The sequence below is a fragment of the Advenella incenata genome, from assembly GCF_004217095.1.
Lineage (GTDB): Bacteria > Pseudomonadota > Gammaproteobacteria > Burkholderiales > Burkholderiaceae_B > Advenella > Advenella incenata.
The window spans coordinates 32,963-45,739 of the sequence record NZ_SHKO01000003.1; the positions used below are offsets into that span (position 1 = coordinate 32,963).

Below are 12,777 nucleotides of genomic sequence, written 5' to 3' on the forward strand. Positions count from 1 at the left end.
TTGTTACATTTTTGTAAGTTGAGAATACGATGCTACGACAAAGAACCATTAAGAACCTGGTGAAAACCACCGGCGTCGGCATGCATTCAGGTCGCAGGGTTGAAATCACTTTACGGCCTGCCCAAGCCAATACCGGCATTATTTTCCACCGGGTAGATACCCCCGAGGTCGTTGATCTGCCCGCCGTTGCGGACAAAGTGGGTGACACCCGGATGGCTTCGGTGCTGCAGAACGGCGATGTGCGCGTGTCAACAGTAGAACACTTGATGTCGGCATTGGCCGGCCTGGGCATTGACAATATCCACGTCGATCTGAATGCTGAAGAAGTACCTATTATGGACGGTAGCGCCGGAACCTTTGTGTACCTGCTGCGCTCGGCTGGTATTGAAGAGCAGGATGCGCCCAAGCGCTTTTTGCGCGTTCTGAAAACCATTGAAGTGCAGGATGGCGAAGGAGAAAACGCCAAATGGGCCCGCCTTGAGCCCTATGCGGGCTTCTCCCTGGCCTTTTCCATCAACTTTCATCACCCGGCCATTGATTCAACGGCCAGTTTTGCCGAAGTAGATTTTGCGCGCGATTCTTATACCCGGGAAATTGCCCGTGCGCGCACATTTGGTTTTGCACAGGAAGTGGAAGCCATGCGCGCCCACGGTCTGGCGCGTGGCGGCAGCCTGGATAACGCCATTGTGATGGATGAGTTCCGGATCCTGAATTCGGACGGCCTGCGTTACGATGACGAATTCGTCAAACACAAAATTCTGGACGCCATTGGCGATCTGTATCTGATCGGCCATCCGTTGCTGGCCCGTTATGTGGCCTGCAAATCCGGCCATGCATTAAATAACAAGCTGGCGCGTACGCTGCTGTCGCAGCCGGATGCGTATGAAATTATTACCTACGATTCAGCAGCGGCAGCCGCCGATGCCATGAGTCAGGATTGGCGTTTGGCCTGATTTTTTTCAAGAATCCGGGCCAGTGTTTCAGCCAGTTGCTGGTTGTCTGTGGTTTGTTGCAGTTCAAGCAAGGCGTCACGCGCTTGTTCGCCCAACGGGGGCATGTGGATCGGTGGTGTTGAGGTTGCCGTGATCGCAGCACTCTTGAGCCCAGCCTGGATTTTTATGCGGATTTGATCCACCCGTTGCCCTTTTGCGACCAGCAGCTGATGTATAGTTGTGGTCAATTGTCGAATTTTTGCTGCGTGGGCAGCGCTGGGAACGGCAATAATCAGTGTGCCGTTTTCCAGCCCGACCACGCGACACGCATGACCCACGGGAAGTTGCAGAGCCTGTGCAATCAGTCCCTGTATCAGGTTGAACTGTTCTGCTGTTTCCAGCAACCGGCCCCGGCGGGTGTCATGTCCCAACCAATTTGCGGCCGTTTTACCTTCGCCTCGATCGCGGCGCGAAGCACCGTTTTTTTTGTAAAACAGAGCCATTATTTTAAACAGGTACGAAATTGAAAGAAGAGCAACATGCTTCGCAGAATACCACTCCTGTGAAGACAAAGAAAGTATGGACCTTTAGCGTGTCCATGCTCAGCCTGGGTCTGGCAGTTGCCGCCGGCGCCTTGCTGGAACGCCATTTTGGGCTGCCATCGCTGCCTATGCACGAACAAGTCGCTTCTGTAGAGTCTACACCCGAAGCGCTGCGTGATGCGGCCTTAATCCATCATAATCTGAATGTGATGGCCTCACAGATCGGGCAGTTGCGAGCCAAGGCAGACACCATCGCCCGGTTGGGTGAACGCCTGGCCGTCAGTACCGGTGCCGATGCTGAAACGTCGGAATTGCACAAGCTGCTCAGCCAGAACGCCCTGGCCAGTGACGAGCCAATGGAAGATCTGGAGCCGGAGAACGACAGCGTCATGTCTGCCGAGGAACTCGGGCGTGAGCTCGACAGCCTGAAAGTGGCCTTATCGCGCGGCGATGATATGCTCAAAACCGCCGATCTGGCAATGCAACTGCAAGGCGCAGAGCAGCAGCGTACGCCCACCGCCATTCCGGTTTCCATGAACAATGCACGAATTTCATCCACTTACGGCTGGCGCAAGAACCCGGTTACCGGGCGTCATATGCTGCACAGTGGGGTAGATTTTGCCGCGCCGGCCGGCACGTCCGTTTATGCCGCTTCGGCCGGCATCGTGGTGGCCGCGGGCTGGATGAGTGCCTACGGCAACGTCGTAGACATCGATCATGGCAAGGGCGTGGTCACGCGCTATGCGCACAACTCAAAGCTGCTGGTCAAGGCAGGTGATCTGGTGGCCAAAAGACAGGTCATCGCCAAGGTCGGTAGCACCGGGCGCTCCACCGGCGCTCACGTGCATTTTGAAGTGCGGGTCGACGGTGAGCCGACAGACCCGATCGCCTTTCTAAGTCAGATGTCGTCGTCCACCGCTGTGGCCAGCGCGACGCCGGACAGTCTGCTTAAACGGGCAGAGCAGGTGGGAGCGGCAGCGCTCAGTAGCAAAATCGTCACGGATACAAAAGAGCACGTCAGATTGCCTTCCGGAATCACTACCCGGCCTCGTATGCGTTAAACTATCGTGATTTTCTCGTGATGACTCACTAACCTGTCAGGAAGAACACCCATTGAAGTCTTCCTGATTACTCTGAAAGCAGAATGATTTCTTTACTCAAAAAAATTGTTGGCAGCCGTAACGATCGCCTTCTGAAGCAGTATCGCAAAATGGTTACCAGAATCAATAGTCTGGAAAAAACCGTCGAAGCCCTGACCGATGAAGCGCTGGCCGCGAAAACCCAGGAATTCAAGGCTCGCTATCAGCAGGACGGAGATCTGGACGCCATATTGCCCGAAGCTTTCGCTGTTGTGCGTGAAGCCTCGCGTCGGGTGCTGGGTATGCGTCACTTCGATGTGCAGCTGATCGGCGGCATCACCCTGCATTACGGTAAAATTGCCGAGATGCGCACGGGTGAAGGCAAGACGCTGATGAGTACGTTGCCTGTTTATTTGAACGCCATGTCAGGCAAGGGCGTGCATGTAGTCACGGTCAACGACTACCTGGCGCGTCGTGATGCGCAGCAAATGGGTCGACTGTATAACTTTCTGGGCCTGTCGGTGGGTGTGGTGGTGCCAGAGCAGGACAGCACAGAGAAGGTCGCTGCATATCGCGCCGATATAACCTACGGTACCAATAACGAATTCGGCTTTGATTATCTGCGCGATAATATGGAATACCGCGCCGAGGACCGGCGCCAGCGTGAACTGACCTACGCCATTGTCGATGAGGTCGATTCGATCCTGATCGATGAGGCCCGTACACCGCTGATCATTTCCGGCCAGGCCGATGACAATACCGAACTGTATGTCAAGATGAACCAGGTTCCGGCCATGCTCACGCGCATGGCGTCTGAACCCAAGCCGCAGGAACCGGAGCCGGAAGGCGATTTCTGGGTGGATGAAAAATCCCAGCAAATTTACCTGTCCGAAGCAGGGCACGAACACGCCGAAGAAATTCTGACCCGCCTGGGCATGCTGCCGCAGGGTGAGTCGCTGTACGAGCCGCGTCATATCACGTTGATGCATCACCTGATGGTGGCATTGCGTGCCCACAATCTGTTTTTCCGCGACCAGCATTATGTGGTCAATGACGGTGAAATCGTGATCGTGGATGAATTTACGGGACGTTTCATGGCGGGGCGCCGCTGGTCCGATGGCCTGCATCAGGCTGTGGAAGCCAAGGAAGGGGTGGCGATCCAGAACGAGAACCAGACCCTGGCTTCGATCACGTTCCAGAACTTTTTCCGCATGTACAAAAAGCTGGCCGGCATGACTGGCACGGCCGATACCGAAGCCTACGAATTTCAGGAAATCTACGGTCTGGAAACGGTCATTATTCCGACCAACGTGCCAATGGTGCGAAATGACCAGAACGATCAGATTTTCAAGAACGATCAGGAAAAATTCGCAGCCATCATCAAGGATGTGCGCGATTGTCACGAACGCAATCAGCCGGTGCTGGTGGGTACTACGAGTATTGAAAACTCTGAGGTTCTCTCCGAGCTGCTGAAAAAAGAAAATCTGCCGCACGATGTGCTCAACGCCAAGCAGCATGCGCGTGAAGCCGAGATTATTGCCGAAGCGGGCAAGCCGGGCAAAATCACCATTGCGACCAACATGGCTGGCCGCGGTACCGATATTGTGCTCGGTGGCAGCATAGAGAAAGCCATTTCCCTGGTGCGTGCGGACGATACGCTTACGCCAGCCCAGAAGGAGGAGCGTATTGCCGCTATCCGTGAAAAATGGCTGCCAGTCAACGAACAGGTCAAGCAGGCCGGCGGCTTGCGCATTATCGGTACCGAAAGACACGAATCGCGTCGTATCGATAATCAATTGCGAGGCCGCGCCGGACGCCAGGGCGATCCCGGTTCATCTCGCTTCTATCTGTCGCTGGATGATTCGCTCATGCGTATTTTCGCGGGTGATCGCGTGCGCGCCATTATGGACCGCCTGGGCACCGATGGCGAACCGATAGAAGCCAAGATGGTATCGCGTTCCATTGAATCGGCGCAGCGCAAGGTGGAAGGTCGTAACTTCGACATTCGCAAGCAGTTGCTAGAGTATGACGACGTGTCCAACGACCAGCGCAAAGTACTGTACGGTCAGCGCAATGAGGTGCTGGAAGAGGCCGACTCCGGCCCGCTGGTGGCCAACTTGCGCGATGCGGCGATTACCGACTTTGTGCGCACGTATGTGCCGGCAGAAAGCATGGAAGAGCAGTGGGACATTCCTGCGTTGCAGACTGCACTGGAAGCCGAATGGCAGGTCAGCGTGCCCCTGATCGATATGCTTGAAAAAAACGACAGCATGGGCGACGAAGATATCGTAGAAGCGGTGCTGGCACAGGCTCGCGAGAATTACGAAGCCAAAGTGGCGCTGGTCGGCAAGGAACAATGGGTCTCTTTCGAACGCGCTATCCTGCTGCAAACCATCGATACACTCTGGCGCGAGCATTTGTCTTCGCTGGATCACCTGCGTCAGGGTATTCATTTGCGTGGTTATGCGCAAAAAGATCCGAAACAGGAATACAAGCGCGAAGCCTTCGAGCTGTTCTCCGGCATGCTGGAACGCATTCGGAACGAAACTGCACGCGTGCTCATGACCGTGCAGATTCAGTCGCCGGAGCAGGTTGAAGAGGCTGAGGCCGATGCCGCGCAGTCTCATGTGTCCAACATGCAGTTTCATCATTCTGACTACGATGAAGCGCTGGCCAATGCCGAAATCAATGAACAGGGCGATGTGTCTGCCGGTGGTATCACCGTCAAGAACATGGTGGGCAGAGTTGGCCGTAACGATCCGTGCCCGTGTGGCAGTGGTAAAAAGTATAAACATTGCCACGGTAAACTGAGCTGATCAACATCGGACTGGAAACCTGCACAGGGCGCGTGGACGTGTCAGTGCAGGGCGGTGCAAGTTTACAGATCGACGGTAAAGATTGACGGCGCAAGCCGATGTCGACTGAAATAAAAGCCATGTCTTCCGATGGTATGCGTAAATGAAAATCCCTCGCGGCTTAAAACTGCGAGGGATTTTTTGTTATGCAAGATGTCCGCGAATAATCGGGGCCGCGCGTTGTGCCGGATAACGGTAGCTGACGCATGCTAGATAAGAAACAGATTTGCCAGACCCAGAAAGACAAAGAAGCCAAGCGAATCGGTGGCGAAGGTAAGCAGCACCGAAGACCCCATGGCTGGATCCTTGCCGAAGCGGTCCCGTGTCAATGGGATCAGGACGCCCAGCATGGCGCCAATCAGCATGTTGCAGACCAGTGCCGCCATCATCACCGCGGCAATGGACAGGCTGCGTGAGACAAGCCAGGCAAAGGCGGCGGCGACCAGGCTGCCTGAGATACCTACCAGGAATGTCACCACAAATTCACGTCGCAGCAGCGACTTCACGTTGTTGGAGGTAATACGGCCCATGGCAAGGGCACGAATGACAAGTGTCATTGTCTGGTTGCCTGAGTTGCCGCCAATGCCGGCCACAATGGACATCAGAAAAGCCAGGATCACAATGGTGCTTACGGTTTCTTCAAACTGAGAAGCCACATAGGAGGCGACCGACGCCGTGCACAGGTTCAGGAACAGCCATGGCGCCCGGTTGCGGATCGCACTGGAGACGGGGGCGAAAATATCCTCTTCCTGCAGACCAGCGCGTGACAGATCCTGTTCCTGCGAGTCTTCGCGGATCACGTCCACCACTTCGGCAATGGTCAGCCGGCCGATCAGCCGGTTTTGCTGGTCCACCACGGGCGCAGAAACCAGATCGTAACGTTCGAACGCGCTGGCCGCTTCACGATCTTCGTCATCAGGCCCCAGTGAAAGGTAGTCGGTATTCATGACGTCTTTCACGATGGTATCTGGATCGCTGACCAGCAAGCGGGAGACGGACAGTACCCCCAGAATCTGATCACCGCGGTCGACCACGAAAATCTGGTCGGTGTGATCCGGCAATTCATTAAGGCGGCGCAAATAACGCAGGACCACTTCCAGGGTGACGTCCTCGCGCACCCGGACCATCTCGAAGTCCATGATGGCGCCGACAGTACCCTCGGGGTAGCCCATCGCTTCGAGCAGTTGCGCCCGTTCGGCATCGGTCAGGCCTTTTTGTACCTCTGCCACAATGTCCGGAGGCAGGTCGGCGGCCAGGTCGGCCAGCTCGTCGGCGTCCAGGTCTTCCGTGGCAGCCAGCAGATCGGCCCGATCCATGGACGCAATCAGCGACTCCCGGACCCAGTCATCCACTTCCAGCAAAATGTCGCCGTCGTACTTGGAATTGACCAGGCCCCAGATAAGCTGGCGCTCTTCGGTGGGCAGCGATTCCAGAATGAATGCGATATCGGCCGGGTGCAGGGCATTCAGGGTATTGCTCAGTTCGGCTTCGTGCTGGCGCCGGATCAGGCCCTCAACCAGCGTTGACTGCTCATCGCCGGCTTCCTGGCGATGCACCAACTGTTCGACAATGGCGTGCTTTTTCAGCAGTTCCTGAATGCGCTCGAGCGCAAGCTGCGCATCCTCGGTGTCGAGTCTGCGCGGCACATGGACCAGGACGGCTTCGGACGGTTGCTGATTTTGTTGCGCCATGACTGTAACTGCCGGTTAGGCTATCGCGGTTTGAGATGAGGGGTAATCATGGCCGAGAGCGCCGGAAACAGACCGTCGCCTGCGGCGACCACATACCCGTTGATGGGCCAGGGGTCTTTGCCGTACATATCCTCTGCGTGCCCGTGTGCTTCGCGTACCAGCAGGGCGCCGGCGGCGACGTCCCACGGCGCCAGGCCCATTTCAAAATAACCATCGAAGCGCCCGCAGGCGACCCAGGCCAGATCCAGTGCCGCGGCTCCGTTGCGGCGCAGGCCGCGCGTGGAGTGAATCGCCGTGTCAAAGATCGGCGTGTATTGGTCTTCGAAGGAAAAGTCGCGGAAGGGAAAGCCCGTTGCCAGCAGTGAGTCGGCCAGCGTGGCTGTTTTGGAGCAGGAAATGCGCTGGCCGTTAAGCCAGGCGCCTGCGCCTGCCACAGCCGTAAACAACTCTTCGCGGTTGGGGTCGTACACAATCGCAACGACCGGGGTATCGCGGCTCAGCGGTTCGGTTGCCTGAGGCAGGACCGTGCCGGCGTGGGCAATAAGCCCGAGCGAGACGGCATAGTGCGGAATGCCATGCAGATAATTGGTTGTGCCGTCCAATGGATCGATATACCAGGTGGCAACGCCTTCGGGCTTGCCGCCGGTTTCTTCGGCAACAATGCCAAAGTGGGGAGTCAACTGGGCGAAAGTGTCCAGAATGGCCTGTTCTGCTTCTTTATCGGCCTGGGAGACCAGATCATTCCTGGCTTTGTGATCGATGATCAGGTCGGATCGGCGATGCGAATAGGCCTGCAGTACCGAGGCTCCCGCATGGGCTGCCTTGATGCCGGCATCAAGTGCAATACCGAAGTCGATGAGGGAAGAAGACATGCGTGATACTCCGTCTGGATTTGAATCGGAACAGCAGCCGGGATAAATCCCGATAATCGGAAGATTATAAAATGAATACCTTTGCCCGGGTTCGCATTGCGGCAAAACCGGGTATTCTTTATGTAAATGGCGCGACGGAGATGCAAGGTGGCTCAATGCTGGCCGCCACGGGTGCGCCTGTCTGTTAAGTAGTGGTAGGGAGAGGGTTAATGGAAGGTGCGCTGGACAAATTCAGTGCGGTGCTGGAACAGGCGATGGTGCATCTGCAAAAAAGCATGCAGCAGGAGAACACCTATACTGCCCTGGTGCTGGCCGCTGATGGCGCTCACATTGCGGCGAGCTTGCTGGCGCACTGGCAACGCCACGCGCCGGCTCAGGCACAGTTGCATCTGGTATTTTTTGAAGCTGCCGCGATCGCCTCGTCAGGCACGACAGTTGCGGCTGATGGTACATCGGCGTCTGCCCTGGCGCAGCAGCGCCCGCTCGCAGCAAACTGCGATGACCCACGTATAGTCCTGGATACGCTGCTGGCGGCCTCTGATGATGCCGGCGTGCCGTTGCTGCCCGGCGTGCATCGGTTTGATGCGCCGACGTACCGGCTCACGGTGACACGCCTGATTGGGGCGGTCGGGCAGACCTTCTCGCAGTTGGTTGCTGTTGTGGACCTGGTGTTGGTGGAATCGACCAGCCGGGTCGCCGACATTGCTCACTTTGCCGACAGTGTGTTGCGTATTGCCGGGCCCGATCTGGCCATGGTGGCACCACAGCCGGTGTTGGAGCAACTGCAGCAGGCGATCACAAGCAAGGGCTCGCGGGCCCTGGCTTTGCATCCATTGGCTCGGCCATGGCAAGTGCTGCTGGCGCGGCTGCATAAACCGGCCAAGCCGCCGCTTGCCTCGGCTCGCACGGCCTGGGTGGTGGGTGGCAGTCTCGCCGGCGCGGGGGTGGCCTATGCGCTGGCATTGCGCGGCTGGCATGTGCACGTGACCGACCCGGCACTGGCCTGTGATCAGTCAGGACCGCAGGCAGGCCATCTTGCCGCTGCCCTCACGCCGCTTATTTCCGTAGATGATAATTTCAAGGCGCGCTTGAGTCGGGCCGGCGTGTATCGCGCCCATCAGCGCTGGGCGGACTTTGACGCCGATATTATCGTCTCGCGTAGTGGCACGCTGGAGCTGGCGCGCAGCAAAGGGCATGCGCGCGACCTGTTGCAGGCTGTGCACGCTATGGCCTATCCCGACGGGTGGGTCAGTCTGATCGCGCAGCCCCAGGCCGCCGCGTGCGCCGGCGTGGGCGTTGCCCGGCATGGCGCGTACTTTGCCAAAGGCATGACGGTTTCTCCCCCGAATTTGATCAGCAAGCTGCTATCCCATTCCAATATTGTCTGTCATGGGCAGCAGGTCGATTCACTGCATAAAGGGGCGCAAGGTTGGCAACTGCGATCTCATCAGAACGGTGAACCCGTGGTCCTGGCCGAATGCGATACCGTTATCCTGGCGGCCGCCGCCCACACGCCGGCACTGTTGGCCGCAAGCGGTCTGGATCAGCATACCCTGCGTTCAGGACGCAGGCAGTCGATCATGCCGGCGATCATGTCCATGGATACGCTGGCCGGACAAGTCATGCACGTGCCGGCGGCCATGTTGCCGCAGGTGCCGGTCAGTGTGATTGGCGCAGAAGGCTATTTTCTGCCGCCAGTGCAGGGACAGTGTGTGCTGGGCAGCACCTACGAACGGGAACCGGCCGGTCAGGGATGTACCCGTAGCGGCCAGCAGCAAATCGTGAGTAAACTGGCGCCGGCGCTGGGGCCAGCCGTCTTGCAGCCGGTGGTCGATGCAATGGCGGGGTGCGCACCCATTGCCGGATGGCCGCCCTTGGCCTCGTCCGGTGAGGCGGGCGATGCAAGCAGCGGAGAGGGGGGTGATGCAACGCCAGCCCGTGCGCAGGCAGTGCAACATAGCGATGCCCCGGTTTTTGCTGGCTGGGCCGGCAGCCGGGCGGTCATCCGGGGTCGGTTGCCTGCATTTGGCCCAATACGCCATGCGCCCGGCCTGTGGCTGGCCTGCGGCTACGCCTCCCATGGTCTGACTTGGTCGGCGTTGGCCGGCGATGTCATTGCCGCCATGCTCAACGCAGAACCGGTTCCGCTGGAGCGCGATTTGCTGCATGCGGTGGCGCCGCGCTGAAAAAATCGCCTGAAAAACGGCCGCATCCGCTTTGTTTTTTAGCCAAAACACGAAATTGATTTTATTTTGTGTGCTAAATGAGTCAGAATAAGCGTTTTTAGGGAATCTCTTGCCCGTTTCCATGCTCCGGTATTTTCCCCTCACTGAAAAGAACTCACGTGATTCAATTTGATCGTCTTGTATTCAAGTCCGCTCATGCAACGCATGCCGAGTTTTCTACGGACACTGATTTATTATTGCGTGTCGAGGCTCATGGCCCGGGCGTATTCAGAATCCTGGCAGGGTTGCCCGACAGGCTCTCCGAAGAAAAACAAACCCCGCGCCAAAAACAGCGCCAGGCATTGACCGTCGCTCGTGAAGAGTGCATCGGCGACATGCTTACCGAGTCGCTGATCGATGAGTCCGGCTGGCGTTTCACCCAGGGCGACGTCTCTCTGGTGATCTGCAACAGTCCGCTGACCATTTCGCTGTTCCGTGGCGATTCATGTATTTTGCGCAGCGATGATGGCTTTGAAACGCCGCTGGTCATGGAGTCCGAAGCCGGACAGCCTGCCCATTGGTCGGTCATGTTCGATCTGCCGGAAAACGAACCGGTTTTCGGGCTTGGTGAAACCGCAGGCGACTTCAACCGCCGCGGCGTGGAAATTGTATCGGACTTGAACGACTTCCGTTATTTGCCGCTGGCCTGGAATCCCAAGGGCTGGGGCGTTTACGCGAACTCGCTTGAACGGGTCATGCACGATCCGGGCACAGAAGATAATCCGGGTACCTATCAGATTTTTATTGATGGTCCGGTCTTTGACCTGTTTCTGTTTGCCGGCGATGTGCCCGAAATTTTCAATCAGTATTCCGCGCTAACCGGTCGTGCCGGCCAGCCGCCGTTGTGGGCCATGGGTGCATGGCTCAAGCAGCAGACGGGCCAGTCTACGCCAGACTTTATTGCGCAGGCCGAGGCGCTGCGACAGTCCCAGTTTGCATTGGACGTGCTCGATTTTGCCCAGCCTTCCATGGTGCAGTTCCAGGCGGACAAGCTGGTGCTGGAGTGGGATGATAGTCGTATGGACGATGCACGCCGCACGCTTGGCGCGTTGCGCGAAAAGTTTTTTGAAATCTGTGTGCCGTCCTTTCCAGGCGTACCGCGCGAATCGGTCCTGTTCGACGATCTGGAAGATCGCGGCTGGCTGCTGACCGGCGATGATGGCAATGCCTTTGTCTTTGACGGTGTACCGGAAAACGGCAATGCGCCGTTTGGCCTGCTGGACCTGACCTACAAGGATGCTTATGCGTTTTGGGTGGAGCGGCATCATCAACTGGTGGACGAAGGCGTTGGCGCCTTCCACAGTTCGTTTCCGGTAGAGATTCCCGATGCGGTCAGTGCGCGCAATGGCGAATCCGGCGCGTTGCTCAGAGAGCTGTATCCGCTGTTGCTGCGTCGTGCGCTGTTCGATGCGGTTTCCATGAACAAGACACCGACAGAAGGCGTCGTGCCGTCTGCAGATCTGATTATGGCCGTGCAGCGCGTGGCCTGGCAAAAAACGCCGGCATCGGCCAATGACTGGGACGGACTGACGCAGTGGTTGCGCCAGGCGCTGTCGATTCAGGCCAGCGGCGTGATCGCGGTCACGCATGATCTGGGTAACCCCGAGCAACTGGATGGCGATACCCCGCTGGATGCGACGTTGTATCTGCGCATGCTGGGCCTTTGCGTATTTTCTGCCGGGTTTGCCTTTCAGGCCGCGCCGGCATTATTGCCCAGTGCCTATCCGGAAGACATGCAGACCAAGATCCGGACATTGCTTGAACTGCGCTATCGCCTGATCCCGTATATTAATGGCGTCATTGAAGATTCCGTACGCACCGGCCTGCCGGTACAGCGGATGATGGCGCTGGCGTATCCGGACGATGCCAAGGCGCGTGCCTGGGACCAGCAATACATGCTGGGTCCTGCGCTGCTTGTGGCGCCGGTGCTGCAGCCGGGTTCGTCAGTGAATGTTTATCTGCCCGAAGGCGATGCCTGGTGGGATCTGAACCTGAACCAACGCTATGAGGGCGGGCAGGTGCTCACGGTTGAGTGTGGGCTGGACTCAGTACCAGTCTTTGGTCGTGAAGGCCATATGCTGTGTCTGGGGCCCGTGCTGCGGCATATGGGTGAGTTCAACTCTGCGCGCATTCTGGACGAAGTCTGGATGTTCGGCATGCCCATGCATAATCCGGTTGTCATGCGCAACAAGATTCGCGTCATGCAGATGCAAGGCTCCAGTTATATCAAAGGTCTGGAAGGACTGAAGATTCTTCAGTCTGATGGCCTTGAAGTGAAACGTCGCGGCGCAGAAGTGCGTATCTCGCGCGAGCGGTAAAAGTAGTTGTGCCCGTTGCGACAAAGAAAAAAAGTAATTTCTTTGTCGCAATTATGCAAATAGTATTGACAGCAGGTTCGAATTCCTTCATAATCTTTTTCTTTCCTGGGCTGGTAGCTCAGTCGGTAGAGCAGTGGACTTTTAATCCATTGGTCGCGAGTTCGAGTCTCGCCCAGCCCACCAGGAAAATCTTGTAGAAAGAATATCTTAGCCGCTAGCCTAGAAATAGAGTAGCGGCTTTTTTATTTTCCGACTCTACAACG

General features: G+C 57.2%; 8 protein-coding genes and 1 tRNA gene. 6 read left to right on the forward strand and 3 right to left on the reverse strand.

All coding sequences use genetic code 11. The annotated features are described in order from the left end of the window. Positions 1-29: 29 nt before the first annotated feature. Complete coding sequence (gene lpxC, locus EV681_RS16370; RefSeq protein WP_130304661.1) at positions 30-953, forward strand: UDP-3-O-acyl-N-acetylglucosamine deacetylase; 924 nt, start codon at positions 30-32, stop codon at positions 951-953. Here the strand turns inward: lpxC and EV681_RS16375 are convergent. After that, positions 932-1,363, reverse strand: coding sequence for a DciA family protein (locus EV681_RS16375; RefSeq protein WP_165393096.1), 432 nt, complete (start codon positions 1,361-1,363; stop codon positions 932-934). The two genes, lpxC and EV681_RS16375, sit on opposite strands and share 22 nt — an antisense overlap. 131 nt (positions 1,364-1,494) lie before the next feature. Here EV681_RS16375 and EV681_RS16380 point away from each other — a divergent pair, with 131 nt between their 5' ends. After that, the gene (locus tag EV681_RS16380) at positions 1,495-2,535 is read left to right on the forward strand and encodes a M23 family metallopeptidase (protein WP_128395060.1); all 1,041 of its coding nucleotides are present in this window, start codon (positions 1,495-1,497) and stop codon (positions 2,533-2,535) included. An 83-nt stretch (positions 2,536-2,618) separates the two neighbouring features. After that, a complete protein-coding gene (secA, locus tag EV681_RS16385; RefSeq protein ID WP_128395059.1) occupies positions 2,619-5,369 on the forward strand; it encodes a preprotein translocase subunit SecA in 2,751 nt (916 codons plus the stop codon). A 248-nt stretch (positions 5,370-5,617) separates the two neighbouring features. On the opposite strand, the gene mgtE is transcribed toward secA, so the two are convergent. Then, complete coding sequence (gene mgtE, locus EV681_RS16390) at positions 5,618-7,099, reverse strand: magnesium transporter (RefSeq protein ID WP_128395058.1); 1,482 nt, start codon at positions 7,097-7,099, stop codon at positions 5,618-5,620. A gap of 20 nt (positions 7,100-7,119) precedes the next feature. Continuing rightward, positions 7,120-7,971 carry an inositol monophosphatase family protein gene (locus tag EV681_RS16395; protein ID WP_128395057.1) on the reverse strand — a complete coding sequence of 284 codons (852 nt, stop codon included), beginning with the start codon at positions 7,969-7,971 and terminating at the stop codon, positions 7,120-7,122. A 209-nt stretch (positions 7,972-8,180) separates the two neighbouring features. Between EV681_RS16395 and EV681_RS16400 the strand changes: the two genes are divergently transcribed. From EV681_RS16400 to EV681_RS16410, 3 genes are all read left to right on the forward strand, one after another. Continuing rightward, positions 8,181-10,157 (forward strand): FAD-dependent oxidoreductase, encoded by a 1,977-nt coding sequence (locus EV681_RS16400; protein WP_130304663.1) that lies wholly within the window; start codon positions 8,181-8,183, stop codon positions 10,155-10,157. Positions 10,158-10,288: 131 nt separating this feature from the next. Next, positions 10,289-12,514, forward strand: coding sequence for a glycoside hydrolase family 31 protein (locus EV681_RS16405; protein WP_423191222.1), 2,226 nt, complete (start codon positions 10,289-10,291; stop codon positions 12,512-12,514). A gap of 107 nt (positions 12,515-12,621) precedes the next feature. Further along, positions 12,622-12,697: transfer RNA gene (locus tag EV681_RS16410), tRNA-Lys, on the forward strand. The last annotated feature ends 80 nt before the right edge of the window (positions 12,698-12,777 follow it).

Excerpts from the sequence above, each read along its gene's own strand:
- lpxC (WP_130304661.1), top strand. The coding sequence starts at position 30 with ATGCTACGACAAAGAACCATTAAGAACCTGGTGAAAACCACCGGCGTC.
- secA (WP_128395059.1), top strand. The coding sequence starts at position 2,619 with ATGATTTCTTTACTCAAAAAAATTGTTGGCAGCCGTAACGATCGCCTT.
- mgtE (WP_128395058.1), bottom strand. The coding sequence starts at position 7,099 with ATGGCGCAACAAAATCAGCAACCGTCCGAAGCCGTCCTGGTCCATGTG.
- EV681_RS16395 (WP_128395057.1), bottom strand. The coding sequence starts at position 7,971 with ATGTCTTCTTCCCTCATCGACTTCGGTATTGCACTTGATGCCGGCATC.
- EV681_RS16400 (WP_130304663.1), top strand. The coding sequence starts at position 8,181 with ATGGAAGGTGCGCTGGACAAATTCAGTGCGGTGCTGGAACAGGCGATG.